Annotated in this window: 18 protein-coding genes; 8 read left to right on the top strand and 10 right to left on the bottom strand. The window is 70.1% G+C overall.

Features of this window, described 5'->3' with window-relative positions; genetic code table 11:
- Positions 1–128: 128 nt before the first annotated feature.
- From rbfA to typA, 3 genes are read left to right on the top strand one after another with little or no spacing between them, the layout of a single operon-like run.
- The gene (gene rbfA / locus PKA16_RS04740; protein WP_324400916.1) at positions 129–506 is read left to right on the top strand and encodes a 30S ribosome-binding factor RbfA; all 378 of its coding nucleotides are present in this window, start codon (positions 129–131) and stop codon (positions 504–506) included.
- A complete protein-coding gene (gene truB, locus PKA16_RS04735) occupies positions 506–1492 on the top strand; it encodes a tRNA pseudouridine(55) synthase TruB (RefSeq protein ID WP_324401022.1) in 987 nt (328 codons plus the stop codon). The genes rbfA and truB overlap by 1 nt, the downstream gene beginning before the upstream one ends.
- Entirely contained in the window at positions 1489–3327 is a 1839-nt protein-coding gene (typA, locus tag PKA16_RS04730; protein WP_324400914.1) for a translational GTPase TypA, read from the top strand. The genes truB and typA overlap by 4 nt, the downstream gene beginning before the upstream one ends.
- A 9-nt stretch (positions 3328–3336) precedes the next feature.
- Here the strand turns inward: typA and smpB are convergent, their stop codons facing one another.
- Positions 3337–3819, bottom strand: a complete 483-nt coding sequence (smpB, locus tag PKA16_RS04725) for an SsrA-binding protein SmpB (RefSeq protein WP_324400912.1) — start codon at positions 3817–3819, stop codon at positions 3337–3339.
- Positions 3820–3902: 83 nt separating this feature from the next.
- On the opposite strand from smpB, the gene PKA16_RS04720 reads away from it, so the two are divergent.
- Both PKA16_RS04720 and PKA16_RS04715 read left to right on the top strand, forming a co-directional pair.
- Positions 3903–4355 (top strand): type II toxin-antitoxin system RatA family toxin, encoded by a 453-nt coding sequence (locus tag PKA16_RS04720; RefSeq protein WP_324400910.1) that lies wholly within the window; start codon positions 3903–3905, stop codon positions 4353–4355.
- Positions 4356–4367: 12 nt separating this feature from the next.
- Positions 4368–4697, top strand: a complete 330-nt coding sequence (locus tag PKA16_RS04715; RefSeq protein ID WP_324400908.1) for an RnfH family protein — start codon at positions 4368–4370, stop codon at positions 4695–4697.
- A gap of 115 nt (positions 4698–4812) precedes the next feature.
- Here PKA16_RS04715 and PKA16_RS04710 read toward each other — a convergent pair whose 3' ends face one another.
- The 9 genes from PKA16_RS04710 to PKA16_RS04670 form a co-directional block, all read right to left on the bottom strand.
- Positions 4813–6288, bottom strand: coding sequence for a glutamate synthase subunit beta (locus tag PKA16_RS04710; protein WP_324400906.1), 1476 nt, complete (start codon positions 6286–6288; stop codon positions 4813–4815).
- A gap of 49 nt (positions 6289–6337) precedes the next feature.
- Complete coding sequence (locus PKA16_RS04705; RefSeq protein ID WP_324401020.1) at positions 6338–11104, bottom strand: glutamate synthase-related protein; 4767 nt, start codon at positions 11102–11104, stop codon at positions 6338–6340.
- Positions 11105–11452: 348 nt separating this feature from the next.
- The gene (locus PKA16_RS04700) at positions 11453–12121 is read right to left on the bottom strand and encodes a transposase (protein WP_324400904.1); all 669 of its coding nucleotides are present in this window, start codon (positions 12119–12121) and stop codon (positions 11453–11455) included.
- A gap of 44 nt (positions 12122–12165) precedes the next feature.
- Positions 12166–13560 (bottom strand): nitrogen regulation protein NR(I), encoded by a 1395-nt coding sequence (gene ntrC, locus PKA16_RS04695; protein ID WP_324400902.1) that lies wholly within the window; start codon positions 13558–13560, stop codon positions 12166–12168.
- A complete protein-coding gene (gene glnL / locus PKA16_RS04690) occupies positions 13557–14753 on the bottom strand; it encodes a nitrogen regulation protein NR(II) (protein WP_324400900.1) in 1197 nt (398 codons plus the stop codon). Before glnL ends, ntrC begins: the two co-directional genes overlap by 4 nt.
- A 100-nt stretch (positions 14754–14853) precedes the next feature.
- Positions 14854–16071: an LL-diaminopimelate aminotransferase gene (locus PKA16_RS04685; protein ID WP_324400898.1), complete on the bottom strand. Its 1218-nt coding sequence runs from the start codon at positions 16069–16071 to the stop codon at positions 14854–14856.
- A 1-nt stretch (position 16072) separates the two neighbouring features.
- Positions 16073–16909, bottom strand: a complete 837-nt coding sequence (dapF, locus tag PKA16_RS04680; RefSeq protein WP_324400896.1) for a diaminopimelate epimerase — start codon at positions 16907–16909, stop codon at positions 16073–16075.
- A gap of 12 nt (positions 16910–16921) precedes the next feature.
- Complete coding sequence (gene glnA / locus PKA16_RS04675; RefSeq protein ID WP_324400894.1) at positions 16922–18337, bottom strand: type I glutamate--ammonia ligase; 1416 nt, start codon at positions 18335–18337, stop codon at positions 16922–16924.
- Positions 18338–18676: 339 nt separating this feature from the next.
- Entirely contained in the window at positions 18677–19189 is a 513-nt protein-coding gene (locus PKA16_RS04670; protein ID WP_324400892.1) for a DUF4124 domain-containing protein, read from the bottom strand.
- Positions 19190–19449: 260 nt separating this feature from the next.
- On the opposite strand from PKA16_RS04670, the gene PKA16_RS04665 reads away from it, so the two are divergent.
- From PKA16_RS04665 to guaA, 3 genes are all read left to right on the top strand, one after another.
- Complete coding sequence (locus PKA16_RS04665) at positions 19450–20277, top strand: SDR family oxidoreductase (RefSeq protein WP_324400890.1); 828 nt, start codon at positions 19450–19452, stop codon at positions 20275–20277.
- Between the two features lie 107 nt (positions 20278–20384).
- The gene (gene guaB / locus PKA16_RS04660; RefSeq protein WP_324400888.1) at positions 20385–21854 is read left to right on the top strand and encodes an IMP dehydrogenase; all 1470 of its coding nucleotides are present in this window, start codon (positions 20385–20387) and stop codon (positions 21852–21854) included.
- Positions 21855–21931: 77 nt separating this feature from the next.
- Entirely contained in the window at positions 21932–23548 is a 1617-nt protein-coding gene (gene guaA / locus PKA16_RS04655) for a glutamine-hydrolyzing GMP synthase (RefSeq protein ID WP_324400886.1), read from the top strand.
- Positions 23549–24114 lie beyond the last annotated feature (566 nt).

The raw sequence follows: 24114 nt of genomic DNA, 5'->3' as shown, positions 1-24114 counted from the left end.
GGAATGCGTTGAATGGATCTCGGCAAGCCTGCAGTTTGTGCAGGCCTGCAGAATCTGCAATGTCTTTCAACTTCTTTCTGCCTTGCGCGTCTTTTGCGTAATCTTCGCGTCCTGACTCCGCCTTTTCCATGCCCAGACGCAGCAGCAAGCCCAACCGCAGCTACCAGATTGCCGGCCAGATCCAGCGCGACCTGGCGGAGCTGATCGCGCGCGAGCTGAAGGACCCGCGCGTCGGCATGGTGACGCTGAACGCGGTCGAGGTCTCGCCCGATTACGCGCATGCCAAGGTGTTCTTCAGCCTGCTCAAGGGCGACCCGCGCGAGACCGAGGAGGCACTCAACCACGCCGCCGGCCACCTGCGCAACGGCCTGTTCAAGCGCCTGCACATCCACACCGTGCCGACGCTGCATTTCGTGTTCGACCGCACCACCGAGCGCGCCGCCGACATGAATGCCCTGATCGCGCGTGCCGTCGCGTCGCGATCCAAGGAGGCCGACGGAGCATGATGGCTGCCCCACGCACCAGGGTGCAGCGGCGCCCGGTGCACGGGGTGCTGCTGCTGGACAAGCCGCTGGGCCTCTCCAGCAACCAGGCGCTGCAGCGGGCCAGGTGGCTGCTGCGCGCCGAGAAGGCCGGCCACACCGGCACGCTGGACCCGCTCGCCACCGGCGTACTGCCGCTGTGCTTCGGCGCCGCCACCAAGTTCAGCGGCCTGCACCTGGACGCCCACAAGAGCTACCACGCCACGCTGACCCTGGGCCTCACGACCAGTACTGGCGACGCCGAGGGCGAATGCATCGCGCAGCGTCCGGTGCCGCCCATCGGGCCAGCCGAGCTGCAGGCGCTGCGCCAGCAGTTCCTGGGCCGCATCACCCAGCTGCCGCCCATGCACAGCGCGCTGAAGAAGGACGGCAAGGCCCTGTATGAATACGCGCGCGCCGGCGTCGAGGTCGAGCGAGCACCGCGCGAAGTCGACATCCTGGCGCTGGCGCTGGCACTCACGCGCGACGCGTCGGGGCGCGTCGCGCTCGACATCCGTGTGACCTGCAGCAAGGGCACCTATATCCGCACCCTGGGCGAGGACCTGGGGGCGGCGCTGGGCTGCGGCGGCCACCTGAGCGCGCTGCGCCGCGTCGCCACCGGGCCCTTCGGCATCGATCGATGCATCACGCTCGATGCCCTGGAGGCGCTGGACGAGCCGCAACGCCTGGCGCGGCTGCTGCCGCCCGAGGCTCTGCTGGCTGACCACGAGGCCGTCACCCTGGCGCCAGATGACGCCGGCCGCTTCCTGAGCGGACAGCGGCGCCGCGGCCCCTGGCCCGACAGCGCGCGCGTGGCCGTGTTCGGCAGCGAGCCGCGCGCCCTGCTGGGCACCGCCCACGTCAAGGCCGGCGAGCTGATTCCCGGCCGCCTGCTGAGCCCGCTGGAAATCGGGCAGATCCTGCAAATCCCACTCTCGAACGCGGCCGCCGTGCCGCAACAGCCATCATGACCGCAAGACAGATCCGCAACATCGCCATCATCGCCCACGTCGACCACGGCAAGACCACCATGGTCGATCAGCTGCTGCGCCAGTCCGGCACCTTTGCCGCGCACCAGAAGGTGGTCGACACCGTGATGGACAGCAACGCCATCGAGCGCGAGCGCGGTATCACCATCCTGGCCAAGAACTGCGCCGTGAGCTGGAACGGCACCCACATCAACATCGTCGACACGCCCGGCCACGCCGACTTCGGCGGCGAGGTCGAGCGCGCGCTGTCGATGGTCGACGGCGTGCTGCTGCTGATCGACGCGCAGGAAGGCCCGATGCCGCAGACGCGCTTCGTCACCAAGAAGGCGCTGGCGCTGGGCCTGCGGCCCATCGTGGTGGTGAACAAGGTCGACAAGCCGGGCGCCAACCCCGACAAGGTGATCAACGCCGCCTTCGACCTGTTCGACAAGCTGGGCGCGAGCGACGAGCAGCTCGACTTCCCGGTGGTCTATGCCTCGGGCATCAACGGCTGGAGCTCGCTCACCGAGGGCGAGCCGGGCGAGCAGTGGGGGCCCGACATGTCGGCGCTGTTCGAGACCATCCTGCAGCACGTGCCACCGCACGAGGGCGATCCGGCGGCGCCGCTGCAGCTGCAGGTGTCGGCGCTGGACTTTTCCACCTTCGTCGGCCGCATCGGCGTCGGCCGCATCAACACCGGCACCCTGCGGCCTGGGCAGGACGTGCTGGTGATGGCCGGGCCCGATGGCGCCAGCTACAAGGCGCGCGTCGGCGAGGTGCTCACCTTCCAGGGCCTGGACCGCATCAAGGTGGCCGAGGCCGGGCCGGGCGACATCGTGCTGGCGAGCGGCATCGAGGACATCAACATCGGCGAGACGCTGACCGACCCGGCCAGCCCGCAGCCGCTGCCGATGCTGAAGATCGACGAGCCGACGCTGACCATGAACTTCTGCGTCAACACCTCGCCGCTGGCCGGGCGCGAGGGCAAGTACGTCACCAGCCGACAGATCTGGGACCGGCTGCAGCGCGAGCTGCGCTCCAACGTCGCCCTGCGCGTGAAGGAAACCAGCGAGGACGGCGTGTTCGAGGTCTCCGGGCGCGGCGAGCTGCACCTGACCATCCTGCTGGAGGAAATGCGGCGCGAGGGCTACGAGCTGGCCGTCTCCAAGCCGCGCGTGGTGCTGCGCGAGGTCGACGGCGTGCAGTGCGAGCCGATCGAGCTGGTCACCGCCGACATCGAGGAGCAGCACCAGGGCAGCGTGATGCAGGCGCTGGGCGAGCGCAAGGGCGAGCTGCTGGACATGCAGCCCGACGGACGCGGCCGCGTGCGGCTGGAGTACCGCATCCCGGCGCGCGGCCTGATCGGCTTCTCCAACGAATTCCTCAATCTGACGCGCGGCACCGGCCTGATCAGCAACCTGTTCGACGGCTACGAACCCTACAAGGGCGAGATCGGCGGGCGCAAGAACGGCGTGCTGATCAGCATGGACAACGGCGAGATCATCACCTACGCGCTGGGCAAGCTGGACGACCGCGGGCGCATGTTCGTGCGGCCGGGCGACCCGGTGTACGAGGGCATGATCGTCGGCATCCACAGCCGCGACAACGACATCGTGGTGAACGCCACGCGCACCAAGCAGCTCACCAACTTCCGCGTCAGCGGCAAGGAGGACGCGATCAAGATCACGCCGCCGATCGAGCTGACGCTGGAGTACGGCGTGGAGTTCATCGAGGACGACGAACTGGTCGAGATCACGCCCAAAAGCATTCGCCTGCGCAAGCGCCACCTGAGCGAGCACGAGCGCAAGCGCGCCAGCCGCGTGGCAGCGACCGGCTGAGGCCGCCGCTCAGCGCACGCGCTGCTTCAGGGCGCGCTCGACCTCGCGCTTGCCCTCGCGCTCCCTGATCGTCTCGCGCTTGTCGTGCGTGGCCTTGCCCTTGGCCAGTGCGATCTCGCACTTGACGCGGCCGCTCTTCCAGTAGAGCCTCAGCGGCACCAGGGTATAGCCCTTTTGCTCGACCTTGCCGATCAGGCGCTGGATCTCGTCCTTCTTCATCAGCAGCTTCTTGGTGCGCACGGCGTCGGGCTGCACGTGCGAACTGGCGGTGCCCAGCGGGTTGATCTGGCAGCCGATCACGAACAGTTCGCCGCCGCGGATCACGACGTAGCCGTCGGTCAATTGCGCCTTGCCGGCGCGCAGCGCCTTCACCTCCCACCCCTGCAGCACCATGCCGGCCTCGAAGCGCTCCTCGAAGAAATAGTTGAACGCGGCCTTCTTGTTCTGCGCGATGACCGGGTTGCTGGCGGGTTTGGGCTTTTTCGTGGCCATTCTGGCAATATGAGGCGCGCCGCGGCGGATGCAAGCTGCAGGCGCCGGGGCCTTGCCTACAATCCAGGGCAAACGGGCATTCTATGAAATCCGTCCACAAGTCCGTCCTGATCTGGTACAGCGCACCCGAGATGTACGCGCTGGTGACGGATGTCGCGCGCTATCCCGAGTTCCTGCCCTGGTGCGACCATGCGCGGGTGCTGGAGCAAGGCGAGGACGGCATGACGGCCGAGGTCGGCATCGCCTTCAAGGGCGTGCGCCAGAGCTTCACCACGCACAACCAGCACGTGGCGGGGCGCGAGGTGCGGCTGCACCTGGTGAAGGGGCCGTTTTCCACGCTCGAGGGCACGTGGACGTTCGCCCCGGTCGGTGCCGAGGGCGAGCGCGCCTGCCGGGTCGACCTGGTGCTCGACTACGGCTTCTCCAGCACCATGCTGGCCACCGTGGTGGGTCCCGTGTTCGACCGCATCGCGGGCAGCCTGGTCGATGCCTTCGTCCAGCGCGCCGAGCAGGTCTACGGCGCGGCGGCTGCCTGAGTCGCTTCGACGATGGCGACGGGCCCCGGCATCACCGTCACCGTGGCCTGGTCGCCCGGGCCGCGCCAGGTCGAATCGCGTCAGTTGCAACTGCCGGCCGGCAGCACGCTGGCCGCCGCGCTCGTGGCCGCCGGGCTTGACGAGCCGGCGCCGGGCCTGCTGGGCGTGTGGGGCCGCAAGGCCGAAGTCGGGCAGGTGCTGCGCGACGGCGATCGCGTCGAGCTCTACCGGCCGCTGCGTGTCGATCCCAAACGCGCACGGCGCGAGCGCTTCGGCCGCCAGGGCGCGCGCAGCGCCGGCCTGTTTGCGCAGCGCCGACCGGGCGCCAAGCCCGGGTATTGAAATGACAAATGACCGCCGGCTGCAGCCGGCATGACAAATGACTGTGCCTGTCATTTGTCATCGAAGCGCAGCGAGGTCATTCGTCATTGGTTTGAGCGCAACTTCGCATCAGTGATCAGCGCGGCAGGTCGCTGCGACTCATCAAATATTGGTCGATGGCCCGCGCCACCTGACGGCCCTCACGAATCGCCCACACCACCAGGCTCTGTCCCCGCCGCATGTCGCCCGCCGCGAACACGGCGCGCGCATTGGTCCGGTAGCCGCTGGCCTCGGAGGTGCCGGCCCTGGCGTTGCCGCGGCGGTCGGTGTCGACCCCGAAGCCCGCCAGCACGGCGGCGACCGGGTTGGTGAATCCCATGGCCAGCAGCACCAGGTCCGCCGGCCATTCGCGCTCGGTGCCGGGCCGTTCGGTGGGCTGGCCGCCCTGCATCTCGATCTGCACGGTCTTCAGGGCTCGCACGCGGCCGCTGCGGCCGATGAACCCCTGCGTGGCGATGGCGAACTCGCGCTGCACGCCCTCGTCGTGGCTGTCGCTGGTGCGCAACTTGATCGGCCAGTAGGGCCAGGTGAGCAGCTTGTCCTCGTGCAGCGGCGGCATGGGCATGAGCTCGAACTGCGTCACGCTGGCGGCGCCCTGGCGGTTGCAGGTGCCGACGCAGTCGCTGCCGGTGTCGCCGCCGCCGATCACGATGACGTGCCTGCCCTTGGCCGAGATCGCGTCCCGGACACGGTCGCCGGCGTCGATGCGGTTCTGCTGCGGCAGCATTTCCATGGCGAAGTGGATGCCGCGCAGCGACCGCCCAGGCACCGGCAGGTCGCGCGACTGCTCGCAGCCGCCGGCCAGCAGCACGGCGTCGAAGTTCTGCAGCAGCTGGTCGGGGAGGATGGTTTCGCGCGCCAGGTTGGTGACCCTGCTGGCGGCGCCCTCGGCCGGCCAGTCGCCCACCAGCACGCCGGGGCGGAACACCACGCCTTCGCCCTGCATCTGCGCGATGCGCCGGTCGATGTGCGACTTGTCCAGCTTGAAGTCGGGGATGCCGTAGCGCAGCAGGCCACCCAGGCGGTCGTTCTTCTCGAACACCGTGACCGCATGGCCGGCGCGCGCGAGCTGCTGCGCCGCCGCCAGGCCGGCGGGTCCGGAGCCGACCACCGCGACGGCTCTGCCGGTCTGCCGCGGGGCCGGCCGCGGCAGCACCCAGCCCTCGGCCCAGGCGCGGTCGATGATGGCGCGCTCGAGCGACTTGATGCCGACCGGCGCGCTGTTGATGTTGAGCGTGCAGGCCGCCTCGCACGGCGCCGGGCAGATGCGGCCGGTGAACTCGGGGAAGTTGTTGGTCGAGTCGAGCACGTGGAAGGCGTTCTTCCAGTCGTCCCGGTACACGAGATCGTTGAAGTCCGGGATGATGTTGTTGACCGGACAGCCGTGGCTGCAGAACGGGACGCCGCAGTCCATGCAGCGCGCCGCCTGCTGGCGCGCCGCGTCGGCTGTCAGCGTGCTGACGAATTCGCGAAAGTGCCCGACGCGCTCGGCGACCGGCGCGTGCGGCTCCTCGATGCGGTCGAATTCCAGGAAACCGGTGATCTTGCCCATGGTGCGAGGTCTGCTTCAGGGTGTGGGGCTGCTTGCCGGGCGGGCCGTATCAGGAATGGGATGAAACCGGCTTTTCGGTGCCGGTGCCGGCTGCGGCTGCCGCGGGCGCCGCCGCACGCGTCGCCAGCTCGGCCAGAGCGCGCCGGTATTCGTTCGGGAACACCTTGACGAAGCGCCCGCGCGCGGCGTGCCAGTGGTCGAGCAGCTCGCGCGCGCGGCGGCTGCCGGTCCAGCGCAGGTGCTCGTCCAGCAGGGCCCGAATCTGCTCCTCGTCGCTGCGGCCGCGGTGCAGGCTGGCGACGCTCTCGCCTGCCAGTTGCTCGGCTGCCGGCAGCACCGCCTCGAGCTGCACCATGGCGTGGTTGCAGCGGCTGGCGAACTGGCCGTCCTCGTCGTAGACGTAGGCGATGCCGCCCGACATGCCGGCGGCGAAGTTGCGGCCGGTGGTGCCCAGCACCAGCACGGTGCCGCCGGTCATGTATTCGCAGCCGTGGTCGCCGGTGCCTTCGACTACCGTGGTGGCGCCCGACAGGCGCACCGCGAAGCGCTCGCCGGCGACGCCGGCGAAGTAGGCCTCGCCGCTGGTGGCGCCGTACAGCACGGTGTTGCCGACGATGATGTTGTCGTGCCAGGCACCGCGGAAGTCCAGGCTGGGCCGCACCGCGATGCGGCCGCCCGACAGGCTCTTGCCCGTGTAGTCGTTGGCGTCGCCGACCAGCACCAGGGTGATGCCGCGGCACAGGAAGGCGCCGAAACTCTGGCCGCCCGTGCCCTCGAGCTGGATGCGGATGCTGTCGTCGGCCAGGCCGTCGGGATGGGCCTGGGTCACGGCGCCCGAGAGCAGGGCGCCGACCGAGCGGTTGCCGCCGCGCGTGCTGTCCAGGATGCGCACGCGCTGGCCGGACTCGATGGCCGGGCGCGCCTGCGCCAGCAGGCGGTGGTCGAAGGCCTGCGCCAGGCTGTGGTCCTGCTGCTCGCAATGGCGGCGCGGCACTTCGGCCGGCACCGGCGGCTGCGCGAACAGGCGCGAGAAATCCAGCCCCTGGGCCTTCCAGTGGGCGATGCCGCGGCGCAGGTCGAGCAGGTCGGCGCGGCCGACCAGCTCGTCGAAGCGGCGCACGCCCAGCTGCGCCATGATCTGGCGGACTTCCTCGGCGACGAACAGGAAGTAGTGGATCAGGTGCTCGGGCTTGCCCGTGAAGCGGCGGCGCAGCACCGGATCCTGCGTGGCGATGCCGACCGGGCAGGTGTTGAGCTGGCCCTTGCGCATCTGGATGCAGCCCTGCACCACCAGCGGCGCGGTGGCGAAGCCGAACTCGTCGGCGCCGAGCAGGGCGCCGATGACGACGTCGCGGCCGGTCTTCATCTGGCCGTCGGCCTGCACCCGGATGCGCCCGCGCAGGCGGTTGAGCACCAGGGTCTGCTGGGTCTCGGCCAGGCCGATTTCCCAGGGGCTGCCGGCGTGCTTGATGGACGACCAGGGCGAGGCGCCGGTGCCGCCGTCGTGGCCGGCGATCACGACGTGGTCGGCCTTGCACTTGGCCACGCCCGCGGCCACGGTGCCGACGCCGACCTCGCTCACCAGCTTGACGCTGATGCTGGCGTGCGGCGCCACGTTCTTCAGGTCGTGGATGAGCTGGGCCAGGTCCTCGATCGAGTAGATGTCGTGGTGCGGCGGCGGGCTGATCAGGCCGACGCCGGGCACGCTGTGGCGCAGGCGGGCGATGTAGTCGGTGACCTTGCCGCCGGGCAGCTGGCCGCCTTCGCCCGGCTTGGCGCCCTGCGCCATCTTGATCTGGATCTGGTCGGCATTGACCAGGTATTCGGTGGTGACGCCGAAGCGCCCCGAGGCCACCTGCTTGATGCGGCTGCGCAGGCTGTCGCCGGCCTCCAGCGGCTGGTCCACCTCGACCACGTCGGCGCCGATCACGCCGGCCAGCGTCTTGCGCCGGTGCACCGTGATCGGCTCGCGGTGGCGGCGCGGGTCCTCGCCGCCTTCGCCGGTGTTGCTCTTGCCGCCCAGGCGGTTCATGGCGATCGCCAGCGAGGCATGCGCCTCGGTCGAGATCGAGCCCAGCGACATGGCGCCGGTGGCGAAGCGCTTGACGATCTCGCTGGCCGGCTCGACCTCGTCCACCGCGATCGCGCGCGCCGGGTCGACCCTGAAGGCGAACAGGCCGCGCAGCGTCATCAGGCGCTCGGACTGGTCGTTGATGAGCTGGGCGTATTCCTTGTAGGTGGCGAAATTGCCGGCGCGCGTGGCGTGCTGCAGCTTGGCGATGGCGTCGGGCGTCCACATGTGCTCGTCGCCGCGCACGCGCCAGGCGTAGGCGCCGCCGGTGGCCAGGCTGCGCGCCAGCACCGGGTCGTCGCCGAAGGCGGCGCGGTGGCAGCGCAGCGCTTCCTCGGCGATCTCGAACACGCCGATGCCTTCGACGCGGCTGGAGGTGCCGGTGAAATACCGGTCGATGGTGGTGCTGTCGATGCCCACCGCCTCGAACAGCTGGGCGCCGCAGTAGCTCATGTAGGTGGAAACGCCCATCTTGGACATCACCTTCGAGAGCCCCTTGTCGATCGCCTTGATGTAGTGCTGGATCGCCTCGTCGGTGCCGAGCGTGCCGGGCAGGCCGTGGTGCATGGCGCGCAGCGTCTCCAGCGCCAGCCAGGGGTGGATCGCCTCGGCGCCGTAGCCGCCCAGCACGGCGAAGTGGTGCACCTCGCGCGCGCTGCCGGTCTCGACCACCAGGCCGGCGCTGGTGCGCAGGCCGCTGCGCACCAGGTGCTGGTGCACGGCCGAGAGCGCCAGCAGCGCGGGAATCGCGACGCGCTCGCGGCCGACGCCGCGGTCGCTCAGGATCAGCACGTTGTGGCCGCCGCGGATGGCATCCACCGCCTGCGCGCACAGGCTGGCCAGGCGCGCCTCGACGCCTTCGGCGCCCCAGGCCAGCGGGTAGGTGATGTCGATCACCTGTGAGCGGAACTTGCCGTGCGTGCGCCGCTCGATGTCGCGCAGCTTGTCCATGTCGGTCGCGTCGAGGATCGGCTGGCTGACCTGCAGCCGCATCGGCGGGTTGACCTGGTTGATGTCGAGCAGGTTGGGGTTCGGGCCGATGTGGGTCACCAGGCTCATCACGATGGCCTCGCGGATCGGGTCGATCGGCGGGTTCGTGACCTGGGCGAACATCTGGCGGAAGTAGTTGTAGAGCGGCTTGTCCTGGCCCGACAGCACGGCCAGCGGGCTGTCGTCGCCCATCGAGCCGATCGCTTCCTCGCCGTGCACGGCCATCGGGCTGAGCAGGAACTTGATGTCCTCCAGCGTGTAGCCGAAGGCCTGCTGCAGGTCCAGCAGGTCGGGCGAGGCGGCCTCGATGCCGGCGCTCTGGGGCTCGGTCGCGGCCATCGGCAGTTCGTGCGCGTCGGCGCCGGCCACCGGCTGCATCACGTCGTCCAGCCGCACGCACAGGTTGTCAATCCAGCGCCGGTAGGGCTTGGCGCCGGCCAGGCTGGCCTTGATCTCGTCGTCGTCCACCAGGCGACCCTGGTCCAGGTCGATCAGGAACATCCGGCCCGGCTGCAGGCGCCACTTGCGCACGATCTTGTGCTCGGGGATCGGCAGCACGCCGGACTCGGACGCCATCACCACCAGGCCGTCGTCGGTGACGCAGTAGCGCGCCGGCCGCAGGCCGTTGCGGTCCAGCGTGGCGCCGATCTGGCGGCCGTCGGTGAAGACGATCGCCGCCGGGCCGTCCCAGGGCTCCAGCATCGAGGCGTGGTACTGGTAGAACGCGCGGCGGCGTTCGTCCATTGCCCGGTGCTGCTCCCAGGGCTCGGGGATCATCATCATCATGGCCTGCGCCAGCGGGTAGCCGGCCATGGTGAGCAGCTCCAGGCAGTTGTCGAAGACGGCGGTGTCCGACTGGTGGGCGAAGCTGATCGGATACAGCTTGACCAGGTCGGCGCCCAGCACGGGCGAGCTCATCACGCCCTCGCGCGCGCGCATCCAGTTGTAGTTGCCGCGCACGGTGTTGATCTCGCCGTTGTGCGCCACGTAGCGATACGGGTGGGCCAGCGGCCACTCGGGAAAGGTGTTGGTGGAGAAGCGCTGGTGCACCAGGCCCAGCGCCGAGACGCAGCGCTCGTCCTGCAGGTCTCGGTAGTAGGCGCCGACCTGGTGCGCCAGCAGCAGGCCCTTGTAGATCACGGTGCGGCTGCTCATGCTTGGGACGTAGTACTCCTTGCCGTACTTCAGTCCCAGGCCCTCGATGGCGGCGCTGGCGGTCTTGCGGATCACGTAGAGCTTGCGCTCCAGCGCATCCTGCACGATCACGTCGGTGCCGCGGCCGATGAAGACCTGGCGCATCACCGGCTCCTTGGCGCGCACGGTGGGCGACATCGGCAGCTCGCGGTCGACCGGCACGTCGCGCCAGCCCAGCAGCACCTGGCCCTCAGCGCGGATGGCGCGCTCGAGTTCCTCCTCGCAGGCCAGGCGCGAGGCGTGCTCCTTGGGCAGGAACAGCATGCCGACGCCGTATTCGCCCGGTGGCGGCAGCGTCACGCCCTGCGCCGCCATTTCGGCGCGGTAGAGCGCGTCCGGCAGCTGGATCAGGATGCCGGCGCCGTCGCCCATCAGCGGGTCGGCACCGACCGCGCCGCGGTGGTTCAGGTGGCACAGGATGTCGAGCGCCTGGGTGACGATCGCGTGGCTCTTGTGGCCCTGGATGTGGGCCACGAAGCCGACGCCGCAGGCGTCGTACTCGAAGCGCGGGTCATAAAGGCCACGCTCGGTGGCCACCTGGATCTCTTCGGCGGTCGGCAGGGGCAGGGGGCGGTGCAAGTGAAGCCTCGGTGAAGGTGCGTCGGGGCAGGAAGATTACGCCCGTGCGCGGGCTGTCGCAAGAAAAATAAAACGGGGTCGGAACCTATTATTTATCTTTCATTTGATTGTTTTATTAAATTAGGGACATATCAAATCAGAAGCACTAAGTGGCGTGAATTCGTGCATAAAAGGCAATTCCAACGGCAGTCGCGTGAACACTGCATGCGGCCGATCGGGGGTTTTCCGGATCCGGCCGTAGCCTGAATTTTTTTGATCCTGGACCGGTCAGGCGCGGGCGGAACGTCGTCCGCAATGCGCGAACGGTGCCCATGGTGATTCAGCGTCGTTCTAAGCTGCCGGGCGCGCGCGGGGCGGCCGACCCGCCGGGCGCGGGGCTGCCGGGCGGTCGGCGCGTCCGATCGATGCGGCAAAGGCGGGCGCGCCCAGCGCCCAGCCGCCGCGCAGGGCACGCTGCAGTTGCGCCAGCACGGCGTCTGCCAGCCCGGCCTCCAGGCGCCGGCGCCAGGCCGCCTCGCGTTCGAACGGCGTGTTGCCGAGCGCCCAGTAGGCCGGAGGGTCGCTCAGCAGGCGGTTGTGCTGCACGCCCAGGTGGTGCGCCGCGCTGCTCGCCGGGCTGGCTTCGCCGCCTTGCTCGATCCAGGCCATGGCCGCCAGCACGAATGCGCCCGGCTCCACCGGGCAGGCGCGAAAGCGGCCCTCCCACAGCGTGCCGCGGCGCCCGTGCCGGCGGTTGTAGGCGACCACGTAGCGCCGCCCGAGCGCCTGCACCAGGCGCCCCAGCGCCGGCGCCGCCGCGGGCGTGACCAGCATGCGCACTTCGTCCGTGCCCAGGAGGTAGGCGTGCAGGCGCACCCGCTCCACCGCCAGGCCTTCGCGCAGGATGTCGATGAAGCCCGCGCGGTCCGCCGCGTCGGCGAAGGCGGCACGGCCGTCGAGCGTGCGCAGCTGCACCAGGTGCGGCTGGTCGGCCAGGACGAGACGGCGCAGGCGTGCCATGGCGCGGGCCTCAGCGCGGCCGTGTGCCCGGGCTGGCGCGACGCTCAGGCATCGGAATCGCCGCGCTCCTGCACCTTGCGCGTGAGGGTGTTGCGGCCGATGCCGAGCCGCTGCGCGGCCTGCTGGCGCTGGCCCTGGGTGAGTTCGAGAGCGGTGTCGATCAGGGTGCGCTCGAAGCGGTCGGCGAGCTGCTTCCAGACATCGGCCTCGCCCGCCTGCAGGCGCGCGCGCACCTCGTGCGCCAGCGGCGCCAGCCAGTCGCCGGCGGCGGGCTCCGGCGCGGGCGCGGGCGCAAGCTCCGGCGGCAGGTCCTCGGGCTCGATGCTGCGCCCCGGTGCCATCAGCGTGAGCCAGCGGCACAGGTTCTCCAGCTGGCGCACGTTGCCGGGGAAGTCGGCGCGTGCCAGCCGCTCGAGTGTCGCGTCGCTCACGCGCTTGGCCTCGACGCCCAGTTCGCGCGCGCTGCGGTCGAGGAAGAAGCGCGCCAGCAGCGGGATGTCCGCGCGCCGCTCGCGCAGCGACGGCAGGCGCAGGCGGATCACGTTCAGGCGGTGGTAGAGGTCTTCGCGAAAGCGCCCGGCGTGCACCTGCTGTTCCAGGTCCTGGTGCGTGGCGGCGATCACGCGCGCACTGGCGCGCAGCGGCTGCTGGCCACCGACGCGGTAGAACCGGCCGTCGCTCAGCACGCGCAGCAGGCGCGTCTGCAGTTCCAGCGGCATGTCGCCGATCTCGTCCAGGAACAGGGTGCCGCCAGCGGCCTGCTCGAAGCGGCCCGGACGCGTGGCCTGGGCGCCGGTGAAGGCACCGCGCTCGTGGCCGAACAGCTCGCTTTCCAGCAGGTCCTTCGGGATCGCTGCCGTATTGATGGCGACGAACGGGCCTGCGGCGCGCGGGCTGTGGCGGTGCAGCGCGTGCGCCACCAGCTCCTTGCCGGTGCCGCTGGCGCCGGTGATGAGCACCGTCGCCTCGCTCTGGCTCAGGCGTCCGATGGCGCGGAACACCTCCTGCATGGCCGGCGCCTGGCCCAGCATCGGCGGCAGCTCGGCGACGGCCGCCAGGGCCGGCGCGGCCGCCGGGTGCTCGCTCGCGGCGCGGCGCACCAGCTCCACCGCCTGCTCGACGTCGAACGGCTTGGGCAGGTATTCGAAGGCGCCGCCCTGGAACGCCGCCACCGCGCTGTCCAGGTCGGTGTAGGCGGTCATGATGATCACCGGCAGCTCCGGCTGGCGGCGCCGGACCTCGGCCAGCAGCTCGATGCCGCTGGCGCCCGGCATGCGGATGTCGCTCACCAGCACCTGCGCCGATTCGCCGGCGTCGAGCGCCACCAGCACCGCGTGCGGATCGGCAAACGCCCGCACCGGCAGCGCCGCGCGCGCCAGCGCACGCTCCAGCACGAAGCGGATCGAGGGGTCGTCGTCGACGATCCAGACCGGCTTCATGGTGCCGGCTCCCGGGTCGGCGGGCCTGCGTCCTGCGCCAGCGGGAACAGCAGGGTGAAGCGCGTGCACCCCGGGCGGCTTTCGCAGGCGATGGTGCCGCCGTGCTGCTGCACCAGGGCCTGCGCCAGCGTCAGCCCGAGCCCGTGGCCGCCCGGGTCGCCCGACACCAGGGGCTGGAAGACCTGCTCGAGCAGGGCCGCCGGCACGCCCGGCCCGTTGTCCTCGACCTGCAGCTCGATTGCCAGCCGGTGGCGCCGGCCGTCCAGCGTGACCTGGCGCGCCACGCGCGTGCGCAGCACGATGCAGGCGTCGCCGCTGGCGATGCGCACGGCTAGGGCCTGCGCGGCGTTGCGCACGATGTTGAGCAGGGCCTGGATCAGGCGCTCGGGGTCGCCGCGCAGCTCGGGCAGCGAGGTGTCGTAGTCTCGCCGCACCTCGAGGCCGGCCGGAAACTCGGCCAGCACCAGGATCCGCACGCGCTCGCAGACTTCGTGCACGTTGACCGCGCGCCACGCCGGCGCGCCGCGGTGTGGCGCCAGCAGCCGGTCCACCAGCGCCTGCAGCCGGTCCGCCTCGCGGATGATGACGTCGGTGTAGTCGGCCAGGTCGCGCGAGACGGCGTCCAGCGCCAGCAACTGGGCCGCGCCGCGGATGCCGCCCAGCGGGTTGCGGACCTCGTGAGCGAGGTTGCGCAGCAGCTCGCGATGGGCCTGCACCAGGTCGTGCATGCGGGCTTCGCGATCGAGCTGCACCTGGCGCTCGATTTCGATCATCTCCAGCATCAGCGCCGCGTCCGGCCCGCCGCGGCCGATCGGGCTGGCAATCACGCGCACCGGCAGCGCGTGCGTCCCGGGTGGCTGGCAGCGCAGCAGCGCCTCGAAGCGGCTCACCACCAGGTGGCGCCCCGCCACGTGCTGCAGCGCCGCCTGCAGCGGCGCCGGGTCCTCGAACCAGTCGGTCACCCGGCCGCGCACCAGCCGGCGGCGCGACTGGCGGATGGCGTTCTCCAGCGCGGCATTGGCCAGCAGGCAGCGCCCGTCGGCGCGCACCACCGCCACCATCGTCGCCAGTCGGTCGTAGGCTTCCTGGTCCTGCGGCGCGAAGCTGAGGTCCTGCGCGTCGGCGCCGGGCGCTGTCGATGCACGTCGCGTGCTGGGCGGCGGCGCGCGCCGGGCGGGTGGGCGATCGCGCATGGGAACAGCGGGCATGAGGCGGCTCGGCGGTGGCGTGCTGCGGCAACGGGTGCCGCGCGTCAGTTTAATGTGCATCCATCAAACCCAGCCGACACCGGCATCACAGCACGGCCAGGATGCGCGCCAGCGCCTCGCGCGTGCGCTCGGCCGTGTTGAAGGCCGTCAGGCGCAGGTAGCCCTCGCCGGCGGGACCGAAGCCCGAGCCGGGCGTGCCCACCACCTGGGCCCGGTGCAGCAGGTGGTCGAAGAAGTCCCAGGCGCTCTGGCCGCCCGGAATGCGCAGCCAGACGTAGGGTGCGTGGATGCCGCCGAACACCTCCAGCCCGGCGCCCTGCAGCGCCGCCACGATGGCGTGCGCATTGTCGATGTAGGCCTGCACCTGGGCCGCGACCTGGGCCTGCCCGGCGGGCGAGAGCGCCGCCGCGGCGGCGCGCTGGACCGGGTAGGACACGCCGTTCTGCCGGCACGCCACGCGGCGCGCCCAGAGCGCGTTGAGCGACACCATGCGACCGTCCACCCGGCCCTGCAGCGCCTTCGGAATCACGGTGTAGGCGCAGCGCGTGCCGGTGAAGCCGGCGGATTTCGAGAACGAGCAGCACTCCACCGCGACGCGCTCGGCGCCCGGGATCTGGTAGATCGAGCGCGGGATGGCGGGATCCGTGATGTAGGCCTTGTAGGCGGCGTCGAACAGGATCAGCGTGTCGGTTTCGAGCGCGTAGGCCACGAAACGCGCCAGCTGGGCCTGGGTCAGCACGGTGCCCGTGGGGTTGTTCGGGTAGCACAGGTAGAGCAGGTCGACGCGCTCGCGCGGCAGCTCGGGCACGAAGGCGTTGTCGGCATGGCAGGGCAGGGTGACCAGGCGGCTCCAGGCGCCTTTCTCGTAGTGCCCCAGCCGGCCCGCCATGGCGTTGGCGTCGACGTAGGCCGGATAGACCGGGTCGGTCACCGCGACGCGCGCGTCGGCCGCGAGCAGCTCGGGCAGGGCCGAGGTGTCGGTCTTGGCACCATCCGTGATGAACACTTCGTCCAGTTCGAGGCCGACGCCCAGCGGCGCGTAGTCCGCATCGATGATGGCGCGCCGCAGGAACGCGTAGCCCTGGTCCGGCGGATAGCCGTGGAAACCCTCGGGCGTGCCCATCTCCCGCGCCGCGTCGACCAGGGCCTGCGTGATCGCCGGCGCGAGCGGCTGGGTCACGTCGCCGATGCCCAGGCGGATGATCGGCCGCGGCGCCGCCGGCTCGTAGGCCTGGACGCGGCGTGCGATCTCGCCGAACAGGTAGCCGCCCGGCATGGCGGCGAGGTGGGGGTTCAGGCGCATGTCAGTCCCCGAGCCAGGTGCCGTCGAAGACGAAGGTGGCGGGCCCGGTCTGGTAGACGTGGCCGTCCGTCGCGTCCCAGGCAACCTGGAGCTCGCCGCCGGCCAGCGCCACGGTGGCGTTGCGCGCGCAGCGGCCTTCCAGCACCGCGGCCACCAGGCTGGCGGCGGCGCCGGTGCCGCAGGCCAGGGTCTCGCCGCTGCCGCGCTCCCACACCCGCATTTCGAGGCGATCGGGTCCGGCCACGCGCACGAACTCGACGTTGGTGCGATTCGGGAACAGCGGGTGCCGCTCGATCTGCGTGCCGACGCCGGCGACGTCGATGGCCTGCGGGTCATCCACGAAGGTCACGGCGTGCGGGTTGCCCATGCCGACGCAGGTGATGGGCCAGGTGTGCCCCTGGATCGGCAGCGGATGCGCCTGCACGCGCTCGCCCGGCAGGTCCACCGGAATCTCCGCCGGATTCAGCGTCGGCGCGCCCAGGTCCAGCGTGACGCGGTCGACCGAGCCGGCGCGCAGCTCGAGCGCGAGCGTGCGAACGCCGCTCCCCGTGGCCAGGGTCAGGCGGGTCTTGCGCGTCAGGCCCCGGTCGTGCACGTATTTGCCGATGCAGCGCGCCGCATTGCCGCACATCTCGCCCTCCGAGCCGTCGGCGTTGAACATGCGCATCGCGAAATCGGCGTCGTCCGACGGCCCGATCAGCACCAGCCCGTCGGAGCCCACGCCGAAGTGCGGGCGCGACAGGGCCACCGCCAGCGCCCGGGGATCGGCCACCGCCTCCTCGAAGGTGTTGACGTAGACGTAGTCGTTGCCCAGGCCGTGCATCTTGGTGAACTTCATGATGGCCGACCTTCAGAGGCTGTAGTACATGTCGAACTCGATCGGGTGCGTCGTCATGCGCAGGCGCGTCACCTCGGCCATCTTGAGTTCGATGTAGGCGTCGATCATGGCGTCGCTGAACACACCGCCCTGGGTCAGGAAGCCGCGGTCGCGGTCCAGGTGCTCCAGCGCCTGGTCCAGGCTGGCGCATACGGTCGGAATCTGCGCGTCCTCCTCGGGCGGCAGGTGGTACAGGTCCTTGTCCAGCGGCTCGCCCGGGTCGATGCGGTTCTGCACCCCGTCCAGGCCCGCCATCAGCAGGGCGGCAAACGCCAGGTAGGGATTGGCGGTCGGATCGGGAAAGCGCACCTCGACGCGTCGGCCCTTGGGCGTCGTGACGTAGGGAATGCGGATCGAAGCCGAGCGGTTGCGGCTGGAGTAGGCCAGCTTGACCGGCGCCTCGAAGTGCGGCACCAGGCGCCGGTAGCTGTTGGTGCCCGGGTTGGTGATGGCGTTGAGCGCGCGCGCGTGCTTGATGATGCCGCCGATGTAGTGGCGTGCGAATTCGCTCAGGCCGGCGTAGCCGTTGCCGGCGAACAGGTTGCGCCCGTCCTTCCAGACCGACTGGTGCACGTGCATCCCCGAGCCGTTGTCGCCGACGATCGGCTTGGGCATGAAGGTCGCCGTCTTGCCGTGCGCGTGCGCGACGTTGTGGATCACGTACTTCTGCAGCTGCAGCCAGTCGGCACGTTGCACCAGGGTGGAAAAGCGCGTGCCCAGCTCCATCTGGCCGGCCGTGCCGACCTCGTGGTGGTGCAGCTCGACCGGCACGCCCAGGGCCTCCAGGCGCAGGCACATCTCCGAGCGCAGGTCCTGGAAGCTGTCCACCGGTGGCACGGGAAAATAGCCGCCCTTGACGCCCGGGCGGTGCCCGCGGTTGCCATGGGCATAGGCGCGGTCGCTGTTCCAGGCGCCTTCCTCCGACTCGATCTCGACCATGCAACCCGACAGCCCGGCCTGCCAGCGCACGCTGTCGAACACGAAGAACTCCGGCTCGGGTCCGAAATACGCGGTATCGCCGACGCCGCTGCTCTTGAGGTAGGCCTCGGCACGCCGCGCCAGCGAGCGCGGGTCGCGCTCATAGGGCAGGCCGTCGCCGGGCTCCAGCACGTCGCAGGTCAGGATCAGCGTCGGCGCCTCGAAGAACGGGTCGAGGTTGGCGGTGGCGGGATCCGGCATCAGCAGCATGTCCGAAGCCTCGATGCCCTTCCAGCCGGCGATCGACGAGCCGTCGAACGGGTGGCCGGCGTGGAACTGGTCCTCGCCAAAGGCCGACGCCGGCACGGTCACGTGCTGCTCCTTGCCGCGCGTGTCGGTAAAACGCAGGTCGACGAACTGGACGCCGCTTTCCTGCACGAGCTTCATCACGTCTGCCACGGTTCGAGTCATTTGCACACTCCATCTGCGATTGGGTTGCCCTCATCCAGCAGAAACCATGCCAGGTCGGTTGTTCGCCCGTCTCCATGGCGCGAGCGGGTGGTTTTCACCGTCGAAGGTGATCGGCCGCACCAATCCGGTGCGATATGACGCCGCCCGTGCACCAGGTCGGGGCATGGCGATGCGCCGCGATCGTGCGCATCGACGCCGGTCTTTCAGGGATCTGGGGTGGCGGATCGGGGCGGTGCCGCCCGGTGCGCCGGTGGCTGGCGCGCGTCCACCTGCGGGCCAGCCCTGGGCCGGCCGCTGGCGGGCCGATCCTAGTCTGCGAACGAGACCCCCAGCCGGAGGTCAGCGGCAGTCCGACGCGATGATCTGCTCGACGCGCTTGAGCTCGGCCGCGCGCTGCGTGTCGTCGAGCACTTCGCGCTCGCCCTTGTCATTGGTGCGCGCCATGCGCTGGCCCGACTCGAGCGCCGCCTTGGCGTTGCGTGCGCGCCTGCAGTTGTCGGCGCGCGCTGCCGCCTCGCGTGCCTGCGCAGCCTGCTCCTGGGCGGCCTGGTCTGCCTCGGCCTGCTTCTTGCGTGCTTCCAGGGTCTTGTCCACGGTCTCGGCCGCCGGGCGGGGGGCGACCTCGGCGGTGGCGGGTGCGGGCGTCGCTGCGTCGCCTGCCGCGGGCGCAGCGGGCGCGCGCACGCTGCCGGCACGCGGCTGCGACACGATCTTGTCCGCGGGCACGCCGGCGGGCGGCGCGCGATCGCTGAACACGTGCCGTCCGTCGGCATCGATCCACTGATACTGGGCGCAGGCCGCGAAGCTCGCGGTCAACGCGCAGCCGATGAGGAGCAGACGAGCGACTTTCATGGGAAGGGCAGTGTAATCGCTCCTCGCGGTTTTGTGACAACATGTGACGAGAAACCGACACTCAGCGTCCGATTTCGCACGCTTGCACTGTCCCCGCAGCCGGCGCGGGCGCTCGCGCGCACGGATCGCACTGGCGCGTTGCGCCCCGAGCGCCGCGCGCCGCACCGCAAGATCGCGACTGGAAGCGCGCGCCGGATCGGCATACCATGACATGGCCCATCCGCGGGGCGCGTGCCGGGCCGTGGGTGAGGCAGGCACTCATGCCATCCACTGTTCTCATCACCGGCTGCTCCTCGGGCATCGGCGCGGCGGCCGTGCAGGCGTTCGCCGCCGAGGGCTGGAACGTGGCGGCAACGCTGCGCCGGCCCGAATCCACGCATTTCGAGTCCGACCGCGGGACGATCGAGGCCTTCGCGCTGGACGTGACCGACCGGTCGTCGATCGATGCCGCCATCGGGCAGGTGATGGCCCGCTTCGGGCGCATCGACGTGCTCATCAACAATGCCGGCTACGGCCTGTTCGGTCCCTTCGAGACGGCATCGCCCGAGTCGATCGAGCGCCAGTTCCAGACCAATGTGTTCGGCCTGTTCGACGTCACGCGCGCGGTGCTGCCGATCCTGCGCGCCCAGGGCAGCGGCGTCATCATCAACGTGGCGTCGCTGTCGGGCCTGGTGGCGATGCCCCTGTATTCGCTGTACGCCGCATCCAAGTTCGCCGTGGTCGGCTTTTCCGAGTCGCTCAGCCACGAGCTGGCGCCGCTGGGCATCCGGGTCAAGGTGTTCGCCCGTGGCGCCGTGGCCACCGCGTTTTCGGGGCGCTCCATGGCGCGCACCTTCGAGGGCGATGGCGGAGCCTACGCCGGGCTGATCCGGCAAGCGGCCGCCGCCTTCGCGGCCAACCGGGCCTCCGGGGCCACCGCCACGCCCGAGCAACTGGGGCAAGCCCTGTTCGGCGCCGCCACTGACGGCAGCCCGCAGGTGCGCTACGTGGTCGGTGACGACGCCCTGGCCGTCATGCAGTTGCGCCGGGAGGTGGGCGAAGAGGCCCTGCTCGGCGTGATCCACCAGCGCGCCGCGCTGTCGAACTGACAGCGCCCGGGCCATGCCGGCCCGGCGCCTTCAGGCAGCATCCGCGACCCGTGCCGCGCCCGGGCGGCGTGCAGCGCGTCGATACAATTCGCCTTTTGGAGCCAAACATGCGCCTGATCGGCAATGCGCTGACCTTCGACGATGTTCTGCTGGTCCCCGCATATTCGCAAGTCCTGCCCAAGGACGCCTCGCTTGCCACCCAGCTGACCCGCAACATCCGCCTCAACCTGCCGCTGGTTTCGGCAGCCATGGACACCGTCACCGAAGCGCGCCTGGCGATCGCGATGGCCCAGGAGGGCGGCATCGGCATCGTGCACAAGAACCTCACGGCCGAGGAACAGGCGGCACAGGTGGCCAAGGTCAAGCGCTATGAAAGCGGCGTGCTGCGCGACCCGGTGGTGATCACGCCCGAGCACACCGTGCTGCAGGTGATGCAGCTGTCGGACGAGCTGGACATCAGCGGTTTTCCGGTGATCGACCACGGCCGTGTGGTCGGCATCGTGACCGGGCGCGACCTGCGCTTCGAGACGCGCTACGACCTGCCGGTGCGCGAGATCATGACGCCGCGCGAGCGCCTCGTCACCGTGCCCGAGGGCACCAGCCACGCCGAGGCCAAACAGCTGCTGAACAAGCACAAGCTCGAGCGCCTGCTGATCCTGGACGGCCAGGATCGCCTGAAGGGCCTGATCACCGTCAAGGACATCACCAAGCAGACCACCTTTCCCAATGCCGCGCGCGACGATCACGGCCGCCTGCGCGTCGGCGCCGCCGTCGGCGTGGGCGGCGGCACCGAGGAGCGCGTCGAGGCCTTGGTCGGCGTCGGCGTCGACGCCATCGTGGTCGATACCGCGCACGGCCACAGCCAGGGCGTGATCGAGCGCGTGCGCTGGGTCAAGAAGAACTATCCGCAGGTCGATGTCATCGGCGGCAACATCGCCACCGGCGCGGCCGCGCGCGCTCTGGCCGATGCCGGCGCCGACGGCGTCAAGGTCGGCATCGGCCCGGGCAGCATCTGCACCACGCGCATCGTGGCCGGCGTCGGCGTGCCGCAGATCACCGCCATCCATGATGTCGCGCGCGCGCTCGAGGGCAGCGGCGTGCCGCTGATTGCCGACGGCGGCGTGCGCTATTCGGGCGACATCGCCAAGGCGATCGCGGCGGGCGCCCACAGCGTGATGATGGGCGGCATGTTTGCCGGCACCGAGGAGGCGCCGGGCGAGGTCGTGCTGTTCCAGGGCCGCAGCTACAAGAGCTACCGCGGCATGGGCTCGATCGGCGCCATGCAGCAGGGCAGCGCCGACCGCTACTTCCAGGAAAGCAGCACCGGCAACCCGAACGCCGACAAGCTGGTGCCCGAGGGCATCGAAGGCCGCGTGCCCTACAAGGGCAGCGTCGTCGCCATCATCTTCCAGCAGTCGGGCGGCCTGCGCGCTGCCATGGGCTACTGCGGCTGCGCCACCATCGAGGACATGCGCGAGCGCGCCGAGTTCGTGCAGATCACCGCCGCCGGCATCCGCGAGTCCCACGTGCACGACGTGCAGATCACCAAGGAAGCGCCCAACTACCGGGCTGATTGACGCGCCGCCTCACGTGCCCGCAATCGCAGCCCTTGCCTGGGCCGCGGGCGCAAACGACCGAATCCGCCCCGAAATCCATGCCACACGACAAGATCCTGATCCTCGACTTCGGCTCGCAGGTCACCCAGCTCATCGCGCGCCGCGTGCGCGAGGCGCGCGTGTACTGCGAAATCCACCCCTGCGACGTCAGCGACGAGTGGGTGCGGCAATACGCGGCCGACGGCCGCCTCAAGGGCGTGATCCTGTCGGGCAGCCACGCCAGCGTCTACGAGGTCGACGACCGTGCGCCGCCGGCGGTGTTCGAGCTGGGCGTTCCGGTGCTCGGCATCTGCTACGGCATGCAGACCATGGCGCAGCAGCTCGGCGGCAAGGTGGAAGGCGGCCAGACGCGCGAATTCGGCTACGCCGAGGTGCGCGCCCGCGGCCACACGGCTCTGCTCAAGGACATTGCCGACTTCACCACGGCCGAGGGCCACGGCATGCTCAAGGTCTGGATGAGCCATGGCGACAAGGTGACCGAACTGCCACCGGGCTTCAAGCTGATGGCCAGCACCGAGTCCTGCCCGATCGCCGGCATGGCCGACGAGACGCGGCGCTTCTACGGCCTGCAATTCCACCCCGAGGTCACGCACACGCCGCAGGGCAGCGCCATCCTGGCGCGCTTCGTGCGCGACATCTGCGGAGCCCATGCCGACTGGGACATGCGCCAGCACGTCGAGGAAGCGGTGCAGGCCATCCGCGACCAGGTCGGCGGCGAACGCGTGCTGCTGGGCCTGTCGGGCGGCGTCGATTCCAGCGTGGCGGCGGCGCTGATCCACCGCGCCATCGGCGACCAGCTCACCTGCGTCTTCGTCGACCACGGCCTGCTGCGCCTGAACGAGGCCCGGATGGTGATGGAGATGTTTGCCGGCCGGCTGCATGCCAAGGTCGTGCACGTGGACGCCGGCGCCCAGTTCCTGGGCCAGCTCAAGGGCATCAGCGACCCGGAGACCAAGCGCAAGACCATCGGCCGCGAGTTCATCGAAGTGTTCAAGGCCGAGGCCGCCAAGCTGATCGCCGGGGATGCCGCGGGGCAGGGCGTGCAATGGCTGGCCCAGGGCACGATCTACCCCGACATCATCGAGTCGGGTGGCGGCAAGGACAAGAAGGCCGTCACCATCAAGAGCCACCACAACGTCGGCGGCTTGCCCGAGCAGCTGGGCCTGAAGCTCCTGGAGCCGCTGCGCGACCTGTTCAAGGACGAGGTGCGCGAGCTCGGCCTGGCGCTGGGCCTGCCGCCCGAGATGGTGCAGCGCCACCCGTTCCCGGGCCCCGGCCTGGGCGTGCGCATCCTGGGCGAGGTGAAGAAGGAATACGCCGACCTGCTGCGCCAGGCCGACGCCATTTTCATCGAGGAACTGCGCGCCACCCGCGATCCGGCCAGCGGCAAGAGCTGGTACGAGCTGACCAGCCAGGCCTTCGTCGTCTTCCTGCCCGTGAAGAGCGTCGGCGTCATGGGCGACGCCCGCACCTACGACTACGTCGTCGCCCTGCGCGCCGTGCAGACCACCGACTTCATGACAGCCGACTGGGCCGAGCTGCCCTACAGCCTGCTGAAGAAGGTCTCGACCCGCATCATCAACGAGGTGCGCGGCATCAACCGCGTCACCTACGACGTCTCAAGCAAGCCGCCGGCGACGATCGAGTGGGAGTAGCCGGGGGGCGCCCGCCGGTGGAGCGCGGCCAGGTCGCTTCCCGCAGCGGCGATCCGGCACGGGCGGATCGGGGTCTCATCGCCAATCAACAGGCGTCGCCGTCTGGAGCGGATACCGGCACGCCGCTGGCCCGTCGTGCGTGAACACGGATTCGTGCCTGGAACAGTCAGCGCGGACCAGCAGTTGCAAGTCGACAGCAAACGTCCCAGGTGATTGGTTCGATCCACCTGGTCTGACGCAAAGGCCGATCGCGCGCTCCCCTGGGGGCAGCTGGGCGCAATACGCGAACGAACAGGCCCCAATAGGGGATAAAGGGCGGCTCAACATTGCCTGAACCAGAGGTGCAGCGTCTGGGTTCGATCCCGCATGGTCATTGCGCAACACGGTCTGGATTGCGTGACGGAAGCTGCGGAAAACTGTTGAATACCCATGACAGCATCATTATTATTCATCCGTTGATCGAGAAATAAACGGGTGCGACGCCCGCTGGACGGAGGACGGACATGGTCAAGGGATCGTGTCCCATCGCGTGGTGTAAGTCCCCAGCCCGGAGAGGCTTGAGACAC

Source organism: Ottowia sp. (assembly GCF_035325765.1).
Classification (GTDB): Bacteria; Pseudomonadota; Gammaproteobacteria; order Burkholderiales; family Burkholderiaceae_C; genus Ottowia.
The sequence above is the reverse complement of the archived record's forward strand: the minus strand, read 5'-3'. Positions and strand labels throughout refer to the sequence as shown.

What these genes read in the sequence shown, in the direction of transcription:
- rbfA (WP_324400916.1), top strand. Translation starts at nt 129, where the DNA reads ATGCCCAGACGCAGCAGCAAGCCCAACCGCAGCTACCAGATTGCCGGC.
- truB (WP_324401022.1), top strand. Translation starts at nt 506, where the DNA reads ATGGCTGCCCCACGCACCAGGGTGCAGCGGCGCCCGGTGCACGGGGTG.
- typA (WP_324400914.1), top strand. Translation starts at nt 1,489, where the DNA reads ATGACCGCAAGACAGATCCGCAACATCGCCATCATCGCCCACGTCGAC.
- smpB (WP_324400912.1), bottom strand. Translation starts at nt 3,819, where the DNA reads ATGGCCACGAAAAAGCCCAAACCCGCCAGCAACCCGGTCATCGCGCAG.
- PKA16_RS04720 (WP_324400910.1), top strand. Translation starts at nt 3,903, where the DNA reads ATGAAATCCGTCCACAAGTCCGTCCTGATCTGGTACAGCGCACCCGAG.
- PKA16_RS04715 (WP_324400908.1), top strand. Translation starts at nt 4,368, where the DNA reads ATGGCGACGGGCCCCGGCATCACCGTCACCGTGGCCTGGTCGCCCGGG.
- PKA16_RS04710 (WP_324400906.1), bottom strand. Translation starts at nt 6,288, where the DNA reads ATGGGCAAGATCACCGGTTTCCTGGAATTCGACCGCATCGAGGAGCCG.
- PKA16_RS04700 (WP_324400904.1), bottom strand. Translation starts at nt 12,121, where the DNA reads ATGGCACGCCTGCGCCGTCTCGTCCTGGCCGACCAGCCGCACCTGGTG.
- ntrC (WP_324400902.1), bottom strand. Translation starts at nt 13,560, where the DNA reads ATGAAGCCGGTCTGGATCGTCGACGACGACCCCTCGATCCGCTTCGTG.
- glnL (WP_324400900.1), bottom strand. Translation starts at nt 14,753, where the DNA reads ATGCGCGATCGCCCACCCGCCCGGCGCGCGCCGCCGCCCAGCACGCGA.
- PKA16_RS04685 (WP_324400898.1), bottom strand. Translation starts at nt 16,071, where the DNA reads ATGCGCCTGAACCCCCACCTCGCCGCCATGCCGGGCGGCTACCTGTTC.
- dapF (WP_324400896.1), bottom strand. Translation starts at nt 16,909, where the DNA reads ATGAAGTTCACCAAGATGCACGGCCTGGGCAACGACTACGTCTACGTC.
- glnA (WP_324400894.1), bottom strand. Translation starts at nt 18,337, where the DNA reads ATGACTCGAACCGTGGCAGACGTGATGAAGCTCGTGCAGGAAAGCGGC.
- PKA16_RS04670 (WP_324400892.1), bottom strand. Translation starts at nt 19,189, where the DNA reads ATGAAAGTCGCTCGTCTGCTCCTCATCGGCTGCGCGTTGACCGCGAGC.
- PKA16_RS04665 (WP_324400890.1), top strand. Translation starts at nt 19,450, where the DNA reads ATGCCATCCACTGTTCTCATCACCGGCTGCTCCTCGGGCATCGGCGCG.
- guaB (WP_324400888.1), top strand. Translation starts at nt 20,385, where the DNA reads ATGCGCCTGATCGGCAATGCGCTGACCTTCGACGATGTTCTGCTGGTC.
- guaA (WP_324400886.1), top strand. Translation starts at nt 21,932, where the DNA reads ATGCCACACGACAAGATCCTGATCCTCGACTTCGGCTCGCAGGTCACC.